Here is an 18,311-nt window from a genome sequence, read left to right as displayed (position 1 = left end):
ATGAGGCAGCCCATTGCCGACCGGACCGGTCCGGTGCCCGGCTTCCTGCGGCCCGGCGACGAAGACGTCGTCCGTGTCGTCACACCGACCGGTGACGCCATGTGGCTGGTACGTGGTTACGCCCTGGGGCGCTCGGTCCTGACGGACAAGAGGTTCAGCCGGGCAGCGGCGATCGAGCCCGGGGCCCCGACGTTCAACGACGCGCAGCCGGCGGCGGACTCCATGATGAGCATGGACGGCCCCCGGCACGCTCGGCTGCGGCGCCTGGTCAGCGGTGCGTTCAGCACCGGCCGGATGGCCAGGATGAGCACGTCCGTGGCGGAACTCGCCGACCGGCACCTCGACACGGTCGCCGCGCTCGGCCCCGGCGCGGACCTGATCGACAACCTCGCGTGGCCGCTGCCGATGGCCGTGCTCTGCTCCCTGCTCGGCATTCCCGAGGAGGACACCCTCCGGTTCCGCGACTGGGTCCTGGTGCTCTTCGACCTCGACGCGAGCCCTCCCCGCGAGAAGGCCCGGTACCGCATGGAACTCCTCGACTACATGGACGAACTCTTGGCCCGCAAGCGGCGGGAGCCCCAGGAGGACCTCCTCAGCGACCTGATCACCGTGCACGACCGGGGCGAACTGTCCACGAACGAACTGCTGACCCTGGGGCTCACCCTCCTCATGGCGGGCTACGAGACCACCGCCGGCCAGATCGGCCTGGCGACGCTCTCCCTGCTGACCGACCGCGGCGTGTACGACGAACTGGCCGAGCACCCCGAGCGGATCGGGAACGCGGTGGAGGAGCTGATGCGCCTGAACCCCTCCACGCCGGTGACCTTCCCGCGTGTCGCCACGGAGCCGGTACGGGTCGGCGCCGTCACCGTACAGCCGGGCGAGGGCATCGTGGTCGCCCTGATGCACGGCAACCGCGACGCCGAGGTCTTCCCCGACCCCGAGTCCCTGCACCTCGCCGCGGGCCGCGACGCCTCCCACCTCACCTTCGGCCACGGCGTGCACCGCTGTCTGGGCGCACCGCTGGCGACACTCCAGGTGCGCATCGTTCTCGAACGGCTCCTGCGACGCTTCCCGGCGCTGCGGCTCGCCGACGTCCCCGAGCCCGTCGTCTGGAAGGACGGCATGGTCACCCGCAGCCTGTCCCGCCTGCTGGTCGCCTGGTAGGCGCCCGCCGGCCCGTCGCAGCACCGGACTCCCGGTGCACCGCCCGACTTTCAGTGAGGAGTGGCATGTCCGTTGACGACACCCGCGGCGATACGGGTCTCGCCGGGGAACCCGTCGCCGTCGTCGGAATGTCCTGCCGCCTCCCCGGTGCCGACGGCCCCGGGGCCTTCTGGCAGTTGCTCCTGGACGGACGCAGCACCGTCACGGACGTGCCGCCCGGCCGCCCGGGCACCGCGCAGGGGCCTGGCGGGTTCCTGGAGCACATCGACCGCTTCGATCCGGCGTTCTTCGGCATCTCACCGCGCGAGGCGTCCTCGATGGACCCTCAGCAGCGGCTCATGCTGGAACTGAGCTGGGAAGCCCTGGAGGACGCCGGCATCGTCCCCGGGCGGCTGCGCGGCACCGACACCGGCGTGTTCGTGGGGGCGATCTCCGGTGACTACGCGGTCCTCACCGACCGGGCGGGCACCGGCGCCCTCACGTCCCACACGATGAGCGGGCTCAGCCGGGGCGTCATCGCCAACCGGATCTCCTACGTCCTGGGGTCGCGCGGCCCCAGTCTGGTGGTGGACACGGCGCAGTCGTCCTCGCTGGTGGCCGTGCACCTCGCCTGTGAGAGCCTGCGGCGCGGGGAGTCGGAGACCGCGCTGGCCGGCGGGGTGCACCTGAACCTGCTGGCGGAGGGCGCGGCCGGCGCCGCCGCGTTCGGCGCGCTGTCACCCGGCGGCCGGTGCCGCACCTTCGACGCACGGGCCGACGGGTACGTACGCGGCGAGGGCGGCGCCGTCATCGTGCTCAAACCGCTGGCCCGCGCGCAGGCGGACGGTGACCGGGTGCTCTGTGTGTTCCGCGGCAGCGCGACCGGCAACGGCGGTGCGGCCGACGGCCTGAGCGTGCCCAGCGCCGACGCGCAGGCCGAGGTGCTCACCCGGGCGTACCGGCGGGCCGGTGTCCGCGCGGGTGTGCCGCAGTACGTGGAACTGCACGGTACCGGCACCCGGCGCGGCGACCCGGTGGAGGCGGCCGCGCTCGGGGCCGTACTCGGATCCGCTCCGGGACGGCCGGCACCGCTGCGCGTCGGCTCGGTGAAGACCAACGTGGGCCACCTGGAGGGCGCCGCCGGGGTCGTCGGCCTGCTCAAGACCGTCCTCAGCATCGTGCACCGCCGGCTGCCGGCGAGCCTGAACTTCGAGACGCCGCACCCCGGCATACCTCTGGAGGAGCTGAACCTCCGCGTCCAGGACGTGCCGGGTCCGTGGCCACGGGAGGACCGGCCGCTCGTCGCGGGCGTGAGCTCCTTCGGCATGGGCGGCACCAACGCCCATGTCGTCCTGGAGCAGCCTCCGCCCGCCGACGTCCCGGACACCGCGGACGCGCGCCACGCCCCGATGCCGTGGACCGTCTCGGCCAGGTCCGCGGCCGCCCTGCGCGACCAGGCCCGGGAGCTGGCGGCTCTCGCCCGTACCGTTGCGGACACCGACCGCGACCGTGACGGCCTCGGGGCGGCGCTGGCCACGACGCGCTCGCACTTCGAGCACCGCGCCGTGGTCCTGGGCCGGGACCGTGCGGAACTGCTCGACGGCCTCGGGGCCCTCACCGAGGGGAACGCCCGGGCGAACGTCGTCCAGGGCACCGTGCGCGCCCGCAGCCAGGTCGCGTTCGTCTTCCCCGGCCAGGGCTCCCAGTGGACCGGGATGGCCAGGGAACTGCTGGCGGCCTCTCCCGTGTTCCGCGACCGGCTGCACGCTTGTGCGGACGCGCTCGCCCCGTACACCGGATGGTCGGCGGTCGACGTGCTGTCGGCGCCTGAGGCGGCTCCCGGGCGGGCCCGGGACGACGTCGTCCAGCCGGTGCTGTTCGCGGTCATGGTCGCGCTCGCGGAGCTCTGGCGCTCCTACGGGGTGCGTCCCGCCGCGGTCGTCGGGCACTCCCAGGGAGAGGTCGCGGCCGCGTACATCGCCGGGGCGCTGTCCCTCGACGACGCCGCACGGATCGTCGCGCTGCGCAGCAGCATGGTGGCGTCCCTCGCGGGCGACAGCGGCGGCATGGCCTCGCTCGCGCTCCCGGCCGGGGAGGTGGAGACCCTGCTGCGTGTCCGTGGCGTCGACGGCCGGCTTGCCGTCGCGGCGCTCAACGGGCCCCGCTCCACCGTGGTCACCGGAGCCGGCGAGGCGCTCGACGAGCTGGTGGCGCACTGCGCGGCCGGCGGCGTCCGCGCCCGCCGCATCCCCGTCGCTTACGCTTCGCACTCCCCCGGCGTGGAGCCGCTGCGCGACCGGCTGGTGCACGCCCTGGACGGGATCACGCCCCGCCGCGCCGGCATCGCTTTCTACTCCACGGTCACCGGAGGTCTGCTCGACACCCTCGAACTCGACGCCGGCTACTGGTACCGCAATCTCCGTGAGCCGGTCCGGTTCGACCCGGCGGTCCGCGCGCTGGCCGCCGCCGGACACGGGACGTTCGTGGAGAGCAGCCCGCATCCGGTGCTGACCCTGGCGATGCGGGAGACTCTCGACGACCTCGGCACCGACGCGGTGGTCACCGGCTCGTTACGCCGCGACGAGGGCGGCTGGCGGCGGTTTCTCACCTCGGTCGCCACGGTCCACGTCAACGGGACGGACGTGGCATGGCCCGCCTCAGCGGCCGACGTGCCACGAGCGCTCCGGGGCGTACTGCCCACCTATCCGTTCCAGCGGCAGAGCTACTGGCTCGAACCGGCGGCGACGGCGGCTTCCTCCCGCAAGCTCTCCCGCAGGCTCTCCCGCGGGCTCGGCCAGGACGAGACCGGACACCCGCTGCTGGGCGCGGCAGTCACCGTCCCCGACGCCGACCGGTGGGTGCTGACCGGCCGGATCTCCCCGACCGGCCTGCGCCGGCTCGCCGGCCACACCCTGACCGGGCAGTCCGCCCTCCCGGGCAGCGTGTTCGTCGAACTGGCCCTGCGCGCCGGCGCGGAGGCGGGCTGCCGCGGCATCGACCGGCTCACCTTGGCATCTCCGCTGCCGCTGCCCGATCACGGCGCCGTCCATGTGCGGGTCGCTGTGGGGCCCGCGGACCACGCGGGCCGGCGGCCGGTCGTCGTGGACGCGCGTCCCGAGGACGGCGGTCCCTCGGCCTGGGTCCGGCACGCCGACGGCGAACTGGCGCCCGGGTCCGAGGCGCCCGGCCGGGAAGGGCCCCGCCCGCCCTGGCCTCCGCGGGACGCCGAGCCGGTCGCGGTGGACGTGCTGTACAAGCAGCTCGCGGAGGCCGGTTACGAGCACGGCCCCGCCTCCCGCGGGATGCGGGCCTGCTGGCGGCGCGGCGACGAGGTCTTCGCGGAGATCCGGCTCCCCGACGCACTGCACGCCGAGGCGGCCGCGTACGGGCTGCATCCGGCGCTGCTGGACTCGGCCCTGCACACGCTGGCGGTCCACGGGCTGCTGGGCGCCGACGCCGGCGGCCGTCTCGCGTCGCCGTCCTCCTGGAGCGATGTGACGCTGCGGGCCACCGGCGCCACCGCGCTGCGCGTGCACACGACCGTGCGGGACGCCCACACCGCGTCCCTCACGGTCACCGATCCCACCGGCGCCGCCGTGGCGGTCATCGGCTCGGTGACGCTCCGGCCCGCGGACACCGTGCCGGCGTCCGCCCGGCCCCGTCCCCCCGAGGACCGCGACGGCTCCACGCCCGTATTCGCGCCGCCCGGCCTGCCGGCTGCCCTGCCGCCCGCCTCGCTCCCTCCCGCCGACTCGGCGCCGGCCTGGCCCGAGCGGCTGCGGTCCGTGTCGCGAGCCGACGGCCTGCGGCTGCTGACCGACATGATCCGTGCCGAGACCGCCGTGGTCCTCGGCTACTCCGGTCCCGCCGCGATCGACGAGCGGCAGTCGTTCAAGAGTCTCGGCCTGGACTCGCCGCTGGCGGTGGAACTGCGCGACCGGCTCAACGCGGTCACCGGTCTGCGCCTGCCCACCACCCTGCTGTTCGACCGGCCCGATCCGGCCGCCGTCGCCGGCCTGCTGCACGCCGAACTCCGGCCGGAACGGACCGGCACCGCGGCCACCGCGGTCGATGCCGTCGAGCGGATCCGGACGACCGTCCTGGAGACGCCACCGGACGAGGAGACCCGCGCGCGGCTCATCGAACTGCTCCAGGACTTCGTCCTGGACCTCTACCCCCACGAAGACGACCTGAAGACAGGCTGACGATGAACGAGGACAGGACCCGCGGCTACCTCCGGCAGCTGACCGCCGATCTGCAGAGAACCCGCCGCCGCCTGCGCGAACTGGAGTCCGGCCGTAAGGAACCCGTCGCCGTCATCGGCATGGCCTGCCGTTACCCGGGCGGTGTGGCCACCCCTGAGCGCCTGTGGGAACTGGTCGCCGCGGGCGCTGACGTGGTCGGCCCCCTCCCCACGGACCGGGGCTGGGCCCCCGACGCCCTCTTCGACCCCGACCCCGGGGCTCCCGGCCGGATATACATCCGCGAGGGCGGCTTCCTCCGCGACGTCGCCGGGTTCGACGCGAAGTTCTTCGGGATCAGTCCGCGCGAGGCGCTGGCCATGGACCCGCAGCAGCGGCTCCTGCTGGAGACCGCCTGGGAGGCGGTGGAAGGGGCCGGCATCGTCCCCGACAGCCTGCGTGGCAGTCGTACCGGCGTGTTCGCCGGTGTCATGGCCCAGGAATACGCTTCCCTGAGCCGCCAGGGGCCCGAGAACGTCAACGGCCACCTGTTGACCGGTACCTCGCCGAGCGTGGCCTCCGGCCGCGTCTCCTACACGTTCGGGTGGGAGGGGCCGGCCGTCACGGTGGACACCGCGTGCTCGTCCTCTCTGGTGGCCGTGCACCTGGCCCGCCAGTCGCTGGACGCGGGCGAATGCTCCCTCGCCCTGGCCGGCGGAGCGACCGTCATGGCGACCCCCGGCATGCTGCTGGAATTCAGCCGCCAGCGCGGGCTGGCACCCGACGGGCGGTGCAAGGCGTTCGCCGACGCGGCCGACGGCACCGTCCTGGGCGAAGGGGTCGGGGTGCTCCTGCTGGAACGGCTGTCGGACGCGCGGCGCAACGGACACCCGGTCCTGGCGGTGCTCCGGGGCAGCGCCGTCAACCAGGACGGCGCCAGCAACGGCCTCACCGCTCCCCACGGCCCCTCGCAGCAGCGCGTCATCCGAGCGGCCCTGGCCGACGCCGGGCTCGGCCCCGGCGACGTCGACGCGGTCGAGGCCCACGGCACCGGCACCGCACTGGGCGACCCCATCGAGGCGCTGGCCCTCATCACCGCCTACGGCCAGGACCGCCCCGCAGGCCGCCCGCTGTGGCTCGGCTCCGTCAAGTCCAACATCGGTCACGCGCAAGCCGCCGCCGGCATCGCGGGGGTCATCAAGATGGTCCAGGCCATGCGGCACGGCCTGCTGCCCGCCACACTGCACATCGACCGGCCCAGCACCCACGTCGACTGGAACGCCGGAGCCGTGCGCCTGCTGACCGAGAGCGCACCCTGGCCCGACAGCGACCGGCCCCGCCGCGCCGCGGTCTCCTCCTTCGGCATCAGCGGCACCAACGCCCACGTCGTGCTGGAGCAGGCGCCCCAGGAATCCACCCCCTCCCCGAGCCCCACCGCGGACCCCGAACTCCCCTGCCCGCTGCCCTGGGTGATCTCCGCGCGCGGTGCACCGGCGCTGCGCGCCCAGGCGGCGCAGCTGCGGCCCCTCGCGAGCGGTCCCGCGGCCACCACCGCGCTCGAACGTTCGCATCTCGACCTGGGCCGCTCCCTCGCCGTGTCCCGGTCCGCCTTCACGGACCGGGCCGTGGTCCTCGCGGCCGACCGCACAGAACTGCTCGCCGGGCTGGACGCGCTGCGGCACCACGAGCCGGCCCGGAACGTGGTGACCGGCAGCGCGGCCGGCCCGGGCCGCACCGCCTTCCTCTTCACCGGGCAGGGCAGCCAGCGGGCCGGTACGGGCGGTGAACTCCACGACCGGTTCCCGGCGTTCGCCGATGCCTTCGACGAGGTCTGCGACCGGATGCGGGACGTGACGGACGCGCCCCTGGAGAAGCTGCTCGCCGCCGGTGAGGACAGCCCGGAGGCCGCCCTGCTCGACGAGACCCGGTACACGCAGCCCGCCCTGTTCGCCCTCGAAGTCGCCCTGTTCCGGCTCCTCGAACGCTACGGCGTCACCCCTGACTACCTGCTCGGCCACTCGGTCGGTGAGATCGCCGCCGCCCATGTCGCCGGTGTCCTGGACCTGGCCGATGCCTGCACGCTGGTGGCCCACCGGGGCCGCCTGATGCAGTCCGCTCCGGCAGGCGGGGTGATGGTGGCGGTCGAGGCCACCGAGGAGGAGATCCGCGCGTCGCCGGCCGCCTGCGCCGGGCGCCTGGACGTGGCCGCGGTGAACGGCCCGGCCTCCGTGGTCGTCACCGGCGACGCCGACGCCGTGCTGCGCCTCGCACAGGCATGGGAGCGGAAGGGCCGCAGGACGTCCCGTCTTCGCGTCAGCCACGCCTTCCACTCCGCCCACATGGACGGCATTCTCGGCGCGTTCCACGAGGTGGCGGCCGGGCTGTCCTACGCGGCACCACGCATTCCGGTGGTCTCCGACGTCACCGGGCGCATCGCCACCACCGGTGAACTGACCGACCCCGGTTACTGGGTACGGCAGCTGCGCAGCAGCGTCCGCTTCGCCGACGGTGTACGCACCCTCACCCGCAACGGCGTCACCAGCTTCGTCGAGCTGGGCCCGGACGCCGTGCTCACCGCTCTCGTCCGGGACAGCGAGGGCGAGGACGTGCGGGCCACACCGCTGCTGCGCCGGGGCCACGGCGAAGCGCGTACCTTCACCACCGCGCTGGCCCAGTGCCACGCCGACGGCGTCGAGGTCGACTGGGGCGCGTTCTTCCGCGGCGGCCGCACCGTGCCGCTGCCCACCTACCCCTTCCAGCGCGAGCGGTACTGGCTGCGCACACCTGGCACGGCCCGCACACCGGTCAGCGGCCATCCCGTGCTCGACGAGGGCGTGGCGCCGGCCGACGGGCGCGGCCTGGTGTTCACCGGCCGTCTCGACGTGGAGACCGAGGCCTGGCTCGCCGACCACGCCATCGCGACGGCCGTGCTGCTGCCCGGCGCGGCCGTCGCGGAACTCGCCCTGTACGCCGCGCGTCGCGCCGGCGCGGGGCAGGTGACCGACCTCGTACTGGAACAGCCGCTGCCGCTCGGCCGGCCCGCAGCGATCCAGCTCGTCGTCGACCCGCCCGCCGCCGACGGCAGCCGCCCCTTCGCGCTCCACTCCCGCCCCGAGCCGGCCCCGGACGCCGGGTGGACCCGCCACGCCACCGGCGCCCTGGGCCCCGCCGGAACCGTCGAGCCGGCCGGCCTCACTTCGTGGCCGCCGCGGGAGGCGGCCCCGGTGCCGCTCGACGGCCTGTACGCACGGCTGGCCGGGCGCGGCTACCACTACGGACCCGCCTTCCGGGGGCTGCGCGGCCTGTGGCGCCGAGGCCGCGACCTGTACGCGGAAGTCGCCCCGGCCGCGGACGGGTCCGGCCACGGTTTCCTGCCGCACCCCGCCGCTCTGGACGCCGCCCTGCACGCCCTGCTCGCCGTCGCCGACGACGAGCGGCTTCTCGTACCCTTCACGTGGACCGGCCTGCGACTGCACGGTGCCGGCGGCGGCCCGCTCCGCGTACACCTGCGGCGCAACGACGGCGACACCTGGTCGCTGCTCATCGCCGAGGAGACCGGAGCACCGCTGCTCAGCGCCGACGAACTCGCTCTGCGCGAGCTGACGCCCGCTACTTCCGGGCCTGCCGGGACCGCCTCCCTGTACGCCCTGCACTGGACTGCTGCCCGGGCGCTCGACACCCCGGCCCGGCCAGGCCGCTGGGCCGTGGTCGGCCCCCGCGGCGAAGAGGTGTGCGACGCCGGGCGGGCGAGCGGGCTGGACGTGCGGGCCCATGCGCACCTCGACGAGCTGCTGCGGTCCGTCGGCGACGGTGCGGAGGTGCCCGCGGTCGTCGTCCTCCAGACCGGTGCGGCCACCGTCGGCGGAAGGGAGGACACGGCCACTGGGGCGGAGACCCGGGACGTCCTGAGCCTCGTCCAACGCTGGCTCGCCGACGAGCGGTTCTCCGCCAGCCGGCTCGCCCTGCTCACCCGGGACGCCGTCGCCACGGCCGAGGGCGAACGTCCGGACCCGGCGTGCGCCGCGGTGTGGGGTCTGATGCGCACCGTGCAGACGGAGCACCCCGGGCGGTTCGCGCTGATCGACTCCGACGGCCGTCCGGAGTCCGTCCGCGGTCTCGTGGGCGCCGTCGCCTCCGGGGAACCGCAGCTCGCCGTCCGTACCGGGACCTTCCTGGTGCCACGGCTGCGCCCGCACGAGCCGACGCCTGGCGGCACCGTACCGTTCGACGGGCGCAGCCGCGTCCTGATCACCGGTGGCCTGGGTTTCCTGGGCCGCCTCGTGGCCCGGCATCTGACGAGCCGGCACGGCGTACGGCAGCTGGTGCTCACGGGGCGGCGCGGCCTGGGGACGCCGGGCGCCCCCGAGTTCGTCCGCAAGCTGGAGGCCGCCGGCGTCCAGGTGACCGTCGCGGCGTGCGACGCCGCCGACCGTACCGCCGTGGCCGCCGTCCTGGACGGGCTGGAGCAGCCGCCGACCGCCGTGGTGCACCTGGCGGGCGTTCTCGACGACACCGTCGTCGAGAAGCTGACCTCGCGGGGTCTGGACACCGTCCTGCGCCCCAAGGCCGACGCCGCCGTCCACCTGCATGAACTGACCCGGCACCTGGACCTGACCGCGTTCGTGCTGTTCTCCTCCGTCGCGGGCGTGCTCGGCACCGCCGGTCAGGGCAATTACGCGGCCGGCAACGCCTTCCTCGACGCCCTGGCCCACCGGCGCCGCGCCGCAGGGCTGCCCGCCGTGTCGTTGGCCTGGGGGCTGTGGGCCGGGGGAACCGAGGAAGGCGCGGCCGTGCCCGCGGACGGTCTGGCCGACGGCCTCGGTACCGCGGACCTGCGGCGCCTGGCGCGCTCCGGGATCGCCGCGCTGTCCGTCGACGAAGGTCTCGCCCTCTTCGACACCGCCGTCGCGGACGCGGCGCCCGTCCTCGTACCCGCCCGTCTGGACCTGAGCGGGCTCGAAGCGGGGTCGGCGCCGCCCGTCCTGCGGGCGCTCGTCCCGGCAGCGCCCGCACGCGTGGCGGCGGCCCCGCGTCCCGCCGGGGATCCGGCCGCCGAGCTGCGCGTCCGGCTGGCCGGCGTGCCCCTCGCGGAGCGGCGGCACATCGTCCTGGGCACCGTACGGGCCGAGGTCGCCGCCGTCCTCGGGCACGCCGATCAGGACCGGGTCGCGGTCACCGGCCGTTTCCGGGAGATGGGCTTCGACTCCCTGACCGCACTCGAACTGCGCAACCGGCTCAGCGCGGTGACCGGCGTACGGCTGCCCCCGACGCTGCTGTTCGACAGCTCCACGCCGAGCGCCCTCGCGGATCGCCTCGCCGCCGAACTCGCCGTCGGGACCGCAGAGCCCCAGGCCGACGGCGTGCGGCCCGGCACACCAGGGGCCGTCGCCGCCGGCGGGCCGGCCGGCGACGCCCTGGACACCATGACCGCCGACGAACTGGTTCGCCTGGCACTGGGCGCGGGCCGCACCGACCCGCCACCGCACGGAACCGATGGAGAAACGCGATGACGGCCACATCCCACGAGCAAGTCGTCCAGGCGCTGCGCGCCGCGTTGAAGGACAACGAGCGGTTGCGGACCGCAGCCGCACGGCGGGACGAGCGCGCCCACGGCCCGATCGCCATCGTCGGCACGGCCTGCCGCTACCCCGGTGGCGTCGCGTCCCCCCAGGACTTGTGGCGCCTGGTCACCGACGAGGTCGACGCCGTCGGACCGTTCCCCACCGACCGTGGCTGGGACCTGTCCGCGCTGTACGACCCGGACCCGGACCAGCCGGGGACGTCCTACGTCAAGGAGGGGGGTTTCCTGCACGGCGCCGCGGAGTTCGACGCCGAGTTCTTCGGGGTGTCGCCCCGTGAGGCGCACGCCATGGACCCGCAGCAACGGCTGCTGCTGGAAACCGCGTGGGAGGCGTTCGAGAGTGCGGGCCTGGACCCGGCCGCGCTGCGCGGCAGCCGTACGGGCGTCTTCGTCGGCACCATGTACGACGATTACGGCTCCCGCCTCTCGCCGGCTCCGGCCGATTACGAGGGCTACCTGCTGCTCGGCAGCGCGGCCAGCGTCGCCTCCGGGCGCATCGCCTACACCTTCGGGTTCGAAGGACCCGCCCTGACCGTCGACACGGCCTGCGCGTCCTCCCTCGTAGCGCTGCATCTGGCCGGCTCGGCGCTGCGCCGCGGCGAGTGCTCCCTCGCCCTGGCCGGGGGCGCCACGGTCATGTCGACACCCAGGCCGTTCGTGGAGTTCAGCCGCCAGCGCGGTCTCGCCCCCGACGGGCGCTGCAAGTCGTTCGCCGCGTCCGCGGACGGCACCGGCTGGTCCGAGGGCGCCGGCCTGCTGCTCCTGGAACGCCTGGAGGACGCCCGGCGCCTCGGCCACCCCGTCCTCGCCGTGATCCGCGGCTCCGCCGTCAACCAGAGCGGCGGCAGCAACGGCCTGACCGCACCCAGCCGCCACGCCCAGGAAGAGGTCATCAGGCAGGCCCTCGCGGACGCCGGCCTCTCCCCCGCCGAGATCGACGCCGTCGAGGCACACGGCACCGGCACCCCGCTCGGCGATCCCATCGAGGCCGACGCCCTCCGCGCCGTCTACGGCGCGGACCGTCCTGCGGGCCGCCCGCTCCACCTGGGATCCCTGAAGTCCAACATCGGCCACTCGCAGGCCGCCGCCGGGGTCGGCGGCGTCATCAAGATGACGGCGGCACTGCGCGGCGGCGTGCTGCCGAGAACCCTGCACGCGGACGAGCCCACGCCCCACGTGGAGTGGTCCGGGAGCGGTCTGGCGCTGCTGGCCGAAGCGAGACCGTGGCCCGAGTACGGGCGACCGCGGCGGGCCGCGGTGTCCTCGTTCGGCATCAGCGGCAGCAACGCCCATGTGATCCTGGAGCAGGCCCCTGATCCCGTCGAGGACACGGCGGCCCGCTCCGGTGAAGCGGCCGCGCCGCCGCTGCCCGCCGTACCGGTCGTCCTGTCGGCGCGCAGCGAGGACGCGCTGCGGGCGCAGGCCGCCCGCGTCCTCGACCTGCTGACCGCCGACCCCGGCGCGCCCGCCGGCCTCCTCGATCTCGGCTTCTCCTTGGCCACCACCCGCAGCCACCACCGGCACCGCGCGGTGCTGCTCCCCGAGGGGCGGCAGAACCTGCTGGACGGCCTGCGCGCCCTCGCGGAGCACACCGACGGGCCCTCGGCCGTGCGGGGCAGGGCGGCCGAGGGCCGCAGCGCGTTCCTCTTCGCCGGGCAGGGCTCCCAGCGCCCCGGCATGGGCCGGGAGCTGTACCGCCTCTTCCCGGCGTTCGCCGCCGCCTTCGACGCCGTCTGCGCCGAGCTCGACCCCCGCCTCGGCCGTCCGCTGCGCGAGGTCGTCCTCGCGCCCGAGGGCTCCGCCGAGGGTGAGCTGCTGGCCCGCACCGAGTACACCCAGCCCGCGCTCTTCGCCTACGAAGTGGCCCTGTTCCGCCTCTTCGATTCCTGGGGGATCAAGCCTGACGTCGTGATCGGGCACTCCGTAGGGGCCCTGGCCGCGGTGCACGCCGCGGGCGTGCTCTCCCTCGCGGACGCGGCCGAACTGGCCGTGGCCCGGGGCCGGATCATGCAACGTCTCCCGGAGGGCGGCGCCATGGTGGCGCTGCGTACGGACGAGGAGACGGCCGCCGCCCTGATCGCCGGCCGGACGGAGCGGATCTCCGTCGCGGCCGTCAACGGGCCTTCGGCCACGGTGCTCTCCGGCGACCGGCAGGACCTGGTGGCGGTCGTCGCCGAGTTCGAGGACTCCGGCGGCAAGGCCACCTGGCTGAAGGTCAGCCACGCCTTCCACTCGCCGCTGATGGAACCCGCTCTGGACGAACTCCGCGCCGTCGTCGAGCGCCTGACCTTCCGGGAGCCGCAGCTGACGGTGGTCTCCGACCTGACCGGGCGGCCGGCCCGGCCGGGCGCGCTCGCGACTCCTGCGTACTGGGTCCGCCACGCCGCCGAAGCGGTCCGCTTCCAGGACGGCGTCCGGTCCCTGGTGGAGCTGGGCTGCGACCGGTTCCTGGAGGTGGGCCCCGCGGGCGACCTCACCGCGATGGCCGCCGACTGCCTTGCCGCCGGGCCCGCGCCCAGCCTGATACCGGCTCAGCACCGACGGCAGCCGGAGGCCACCGCCCTGCTGACCGCGCTCGCCCGGATGTACGCCGTCGGCACCGAGGTCGACTGGGCCGCCGTGTTCGCCGGCCGCGGCGCCCGGGCCGTCGCGCTGCCGACGTACCCCTTCCAGCGCCGCCGCTACTGGCTCGAACCCTCCGGGAGCAGCGGGGACGTACGGTCCGCCGGGCTCACCGGCATCGACCACCCGGTTCTGGCCGCCGTCGCCGAGCTGCCCGAACCCGGGGGCACCCTGCTCACCGGGCGGCTCTCGCACACCGCGCTCCCCTGGCTGGCCGACCACCGCATCGCGGGCCGGGTGACGCTGCCCGGCACCGCCCTGCTCGACCTGGTGGCGAGCTCCGCCGGCGCGGTGGGCTGCGACCTGGTCGACGAACTCGTCCTGGAGGCGCCGCTGACCGTGCCGGACGGCGCGGACGTCGCACTCCGCGTGTTCATCGCCGCGGCCGGCACCGACGGCAGCCGCGCCGTCACCGTGCACGCCCGCCGCGCGGACGGCAGCGGACCGCCGGCCTGGACCCGCCACGCCCGCGGCACCGTATCGCGGCAGGGGCCGGACGCGGCCACCGGCCCGCAGGGCGTCATGCCCGACACCGCCGTTCCCCTCGACACATCGCCCGAGGACCTCTACCTCGGCCTCTCGGAACAGGGAGTGCACTACGGGCCGGCCTTCCGTACCGTCCGGGGAGTCGCACGGCACGGTACGCGCACGTACATCGATGCGGCGCTTCCGGAAGGGGTTCGTTCCCGTACGCATGTGCTGCACCCCGCCCTGCTCGCCGCCGTCCTGCACCCGTCGCTGGCCGGAGGTGCCGAGGTTCCGGCAGGCCGAGGCCTGCTGCCGCACAGCTGGACCGGTGTACGGATCCACACCGTCGCCGCGGACCGCGTACGGGTCTGCGTGACGCCCACAGGAACCGACACGCTCACGGCCGAGGTCACGGATCCCGACGGGAGGCCGCTGGTCTCGGTCGGTTCCCTCACGCTGCGGCCCGGTCCGGGCGGAACCGGCGGCACCGGCGGCGAACCGTCCGACGGCCTGTTGCTGCCGGCCTGGACACCGCTGCCCGAACAGCCCGGGCCCGCACCGGCCGAGCGCTGGGTGGAGTTCGGTGCGGACGGTGGTGGCCGCGACCGGCCGGCTTCCGTCACGGCGCTCACCGCGGCACTCGCCGCCGGGGAACCCGCTCCGCAGGTGGTCACGCTGTCCTGTCCGGTCCACGCGGCCGCCACGCCGGCGGTCGTACGGGACACGCTGAGCGCCGTTCTGGCAGTGGCGCGGTTCGTGCTCGGGGACGAGCGGCTGGCGGACACCCGGCTGGTGGTCGCCACCCGTGGCGCGGTGGTCGTGGACGGGGGACACGGGCCCGGGCCGCAGCCCGCGCACCGCGCCGTGTGGGGCCTGTTGCGCTCCGCGCAGGCCGAGCACCCGGGCCGTTTCGTCCTGGTGGACGAGGACGGTACGGAAGCCTCACGCGCGGCCTTCGCCGCCGCCGTGGCCACCGGCGAGCCGCAGCTCGCGCTGCGGGACGGCACGGCGTACCGGCCCGTCCTCAGCGCCGGCCCCCGTACCGGCGAGGCGGCCCGCCCGCTGTCGGCACCCGAGGGGCTGTGGGACACCACGCGGGCCGTGCTGATCACCGGCGGTCTCGGATGGCTCGGCAGGCTCACCGCCCGGCACCTGGTGGAGCGGCACGGTGTGCGGCAGCTGGTCCTGATGGGCCGCGGCGCCCCCGGCCCCGACGCGGAGCGCGCCGTCGCGGACCTGCGCGGCCTGGGTGCCGACGTCCGCGTGGTGGCCTGTGACGCCGCCGACCGCGGCGCGCTGGCCGCCGCGCTCGACGGACTGGCCGGCGACGGAGTGCGCGTCGGCGGTGTCGTGCACGCCGCGGGTGTACTGGAGAGCGGCGTGCTGTCCGGTCTGACGGCCGGCGCGCTGGAGCGGCCGCTGCGCCCGAAGGCCGACGCGGCGCTGCATCTGCACGAGCTGACGGCGGGGCTGGACGTGTCCGCGTTCGTCGTCTTCTCGTCCGTCGCGAGCACGCTCAACTCCCCGGGGCTGGGCGCTTACGCCGCCGCCAACGCGTTCCTGGACGGCCTGATGGAACAGCGGCACGCGGCGGGGCTGCCCGGCGTGTCCGTCGTGTGGGGCCAGTGGGACGTGGCGGGCGGCATGGGCAGCACCCTCACCGAAGCCCAGATCGTCCATCTGGCCCGCCTCGGTGTCCTGCTGATGCCGGCCGAGCAGGGCCTGGCCTTCTTCGACGCCGCGGTCCGCCGGAACCGGCCCGTGGTGGTGGCGGGGCGCTGGGATGCCGACGCCCTCGCCGCGCAGCACCGGGGCGGCGCTCTGCCGCGCCTCGTGGAGCCCCTGTCCCCCACCGCGCCGGACGGACCCGGGGACCACGCGGACGGCTCCGCAGCGCCTTCCTCGCAGGGGGACGGTGACGTCTTCCTGGACCGCCTCCTCGACGAGATCGCCGGGGTGCTGGGGCACGCCTCCGCCGCCGTGATCGACCCGGATCTCGGCTTCGACCACGTGGGCGTGGACTCGCTGGCCGCGATGAACCTGCGTAACCGCCTCAGCGACGTCCTGGGGTTCCGGCTCCCGGCCACGTTCGTCTTCGACTGGCCGACCCCGCGCGCGCTCGCCGGCCACCTGCGCGAAGAGCTGGGAGAGGCCGGCGCCCGGAACGCCGGCGCGGGTTCCGTCCGGCTCGACGACCTGGTCACCACCACCGAGAAGGGGACGGCGACGTCATGACCGAGCGCACGATCGCACCCGCCCCGGCCGCTCCGCCGGCCGCCGCCGGGCGCTGCGTCCGGCTCTTCCACCCGAGGCCGCGCAGCTCCGCACGGCTGGTGTGCTTCCCGCACGGAGCCGGTACCGCCCATGCCTTCACCGGCCTGTCCGGTGCGCTGCCCGAGGACGTCGAACTCCTCGCCGTGCAGTATCCCGGACGGGAGGACCGCAGGGCGGAGCCCTTCGCCACGGACATCGCCGCCCTGGCCAGGGAGGCCTGTGACGCGCTGATCCCGTACACCGGCCGACCCCTGTTCCTCCTCGGGCACAGCATGGGCGCCCTCGTGGCCTTCGAGACGGCTCGCCTCCTGGAGCGGCGCTCCACCGTGACACGCCTGTTCGTCTCCGCCGCCCGGCCGCCGTCGCAGGACTGGGCGGAGCCCGACCTCGACGACAGCGCGGACGAGGTGATCGTGACGATGCTCCGGCATCTGGGCGGCGTGCCCGAAGCGCTGTTCGAGGAGCCGGATTTCCTCGCGGAGGTGCTGCGCACGGCACGTGCCGACAACCGTCTGGTACGCCGCTACCGGAGCGCGGAGGACGTCACGCTCAAGACGCCGCTCACGGTGCTGCTCGCCGCGTCCGATCCCAAGAACTCCCGCGCCCAGGTACAGGACTGGTCCCGGCACACCACCGCCGGGTTCGCGGTGGAGGGCCACTCCGGCGGCCATTTCGGGCTGACGGACCGGGCGTCGGCGACCGCGGAACTGCTCACCGGGTACATCCGTGACGACCTGGCGGGGACCACCACCGGCGTCCCGGCCGATCTGGTGCGGGAGATCTACCTGGCGGGCCCCGAGAGCCGCGCGGGCCGGCTCACCACCGATCTCACGCTGCTGCCGGACGCGGCCCGCGAGGTGCTGCCGCCGGCCGCGTACGCCTTCGTCGCCGGCGACGCCGGAACCGGGGAGACCGGGCGCGCCAACCGGGCGGCGTTCGACCGGTGGCGCCTGGTGCCCCGGGTGCTGCGCGGCGTCACCCGCCGCGACCTGTCGGTGTCCTTCCTGGACCAGCGGCTGGCCGCGCCCGTCCTGCTGGCCCCGATCTCGGCGCAGGCCGTCGTGCACCCGGAGGGTGAGTTGGCCGCCGTCCGGGGCGCGGCAGATGCGGGGCTGCCCTTCGTCCTCTCCTCCCTCTCGTCCCACAGCCTGGAGGACGTCGCCGCGGCGGCGGGCCCGGGCCCCCGCTGGTTCCAGCTGTACTGGCCCTCGGACGACGACCTCGCCGCGTCGCTGGTCCGCCGGGCCGAGGCGAGCGGTTACACGGCGCTGGTCCTCACGGTCGACGCGCCCACCTTCGGCTACCGGCCCGGAGACCTGGACCACGGCTTCCTGCCGTTCGTGGACGGCACAGGGCTGGCGAACTACACCAGCGACCCCGTGTTCCGGGCGGCGCTGCCGTCGGGGGCCGGCACCGCAGCGGTCGTCGGACACTGGGCGAGTGTCTTCGCCAATCCCTCCCTGGCCTGGGACCGGCTGCCCTGGTTGCGCGAGCTGACCGACCTGCCCCTCGTCGTCAAGGGTGTGCTGCACCCGGAGGACGCCCGGCTCGCGCTGGCCGGCGGCGCGGACGGGGTGATCGTCTCCAACCACGGCGGGCGCCAGCTGGACGGCACGATGGCCGCCCTCGACTGCCTGCCCGCGGTGCGCGACGCCGTCGGGGACGCGGTTCCGGTGCTGCTGGACTCCGGCGTCCGCACCGGTGGCGACGTCGTCAAGGCCCTGGCCCTCGGCGCGGACGCCGTTCTCTACGGCAGGCCGTACCAGTACGGTCTGGCACTCGGCGGACGGCGCGGCGTGCACCATGTACTGCGGTGCCTGCTCGCCGAGCTGGACCTGGCGCTGACGCTCGCCGGCCGGGACAGCGTCGAGGCCCTGGGCCCGGACCTTCTCGCCCCTGCGGGACGCCCGCTCCAGCTGCCCGGAGAGCCCGGATCTCCGTCGGCGCCGCGGAGCTGACCGGAAAAGGCGACGGGGCGGGGCCACATGCGATGTGGCCCCGCCCCGTCGTCGTGCCCGCACAGCTCCGCGACGGAGCTG

At 75.1% G+C, this 18,311-nt stretch carries 5 protein-coding genes; all 5 read left to right on the top strand.

Annotated features, from left to right (window positions below):
• The 5 genes from AB0L45_RS25310 (at position 1) to AB0L45_RS25290 (ending at position 18,230) form a co-directional block, all read left to right on the top strand.
• Complete coding sequence (locus AB0L45_RS25310) at positions 1-1,167, top strand: cytochrome P450 (RefSeq protein WP_365843644.1); 1,167 nt, start codon at positions 1-3, stop codon at positions 1,165-1,167.
• Positions 1,168-1,232: 65 nt separating this feature from the next.
• On the top strand, positions 1,233-5,351 hold the full coding sequence (locus tag AB0L45_RS25305; protein ID WP_365843642.1) for an acyltransferase domain-containing protein: 4,119 nt from the start codon (positions 1,233-1,235) through the stop codon (positions 5,349-5,351).
• 2 nt (positions 5,352-5,353) lie between these two features.
• Entirely contained in the window at positions 5,354-10,837 is a 5,484-nt protein-coding gene (locus AB0L45_RS25300) for a type I polyketide synthase (protein ID WP_365843640.1), read from the top strand.
• Positions 10,834-16,233 (top strand): type I polyketide synthase, encoded by a 5,400-nt coding sequence (locus AB0L45_RS25295; RefSeq protein ID WP_365843638.1) that lies wholly within the window; start codon positions 10,834-10,836, stop codon positions 16,231-16,233. Before AB0L45_RS25300 ends, AB0L45_RS25295 begins: the two co-directional genes overlap by 4 nt.
• Positions 16,230-18,230: an alpha/beta fold hydrolase gene (locus AB0L45_RS25290; protein WP_365843636.1), complete on the top strand. Its 2,001-nt coding sequence runs from the start codon at positions 16,230-16,232 to the stop codon at positions 18,228-18,230. Before AB0L45_RS25295 ends, AB0L45_RS25290 begins: the two co-directional genes overlap by 4 nt.
• Positions 18,231-18,311: the final 81 nt, after the last annotated feature.

This window comes from Streptomyces sp. NPDC052496 (genome assembly GCF_040679095.1).
In the GTDB taxonomy this organism is placed as follows: Bacteria; Actinomycetota; Actinomycetes; order Streptomycetales; family Streptomycetaceae; genus Streptomyces.
The sequence above is the reverse complement of the archived record's forward strand: the minus strand, read 5'-3'. Positions and strand labels throughout refer to the sequence as shown.

What these genes read in the sequence shown, in the direction of transcription:
- AB0L45_RS25310 (WP_365843644.1), top strand. Translation starts at nt 1, where the DNA reads ATGAGGCAGCCCATTGCCGACCGGACCGGTCCGGTGCCCGGCTTCCTG.
- AB0L45_RS25305 (WP_365843642.1), top strand. Translation starts at nt 1,233, where the DNA reads ATGTCCGTTGACGACACCCGCGGCGATACGGGTCTCGCCGGGGAACCC.
- AB0L45_RS25300 (WP_365843640.1), top strand. Translation starts at nt 5,354, where the DNA reads ATGAACGAGGACAGGACCCGCGGCTACCTCCGGCAGCTGACCGCCGAT.
- AB0L45_RS25295 (WP_365843638.1), top strand. Translation starts at nt 10,834, where the DNA reads ATGACGGCCACATCCCACGAGCAAGTCGTCCAGGCGCTGCGCGCCGCG.
- AB0L45_RS25290 (WP_365843636.1), top strand. Translation starts at nt 16,230, where the DNA reads ATGACCGAGCGCACGATCGCACCCGCCCCGGCCGCTCCGCCGGCCGCC.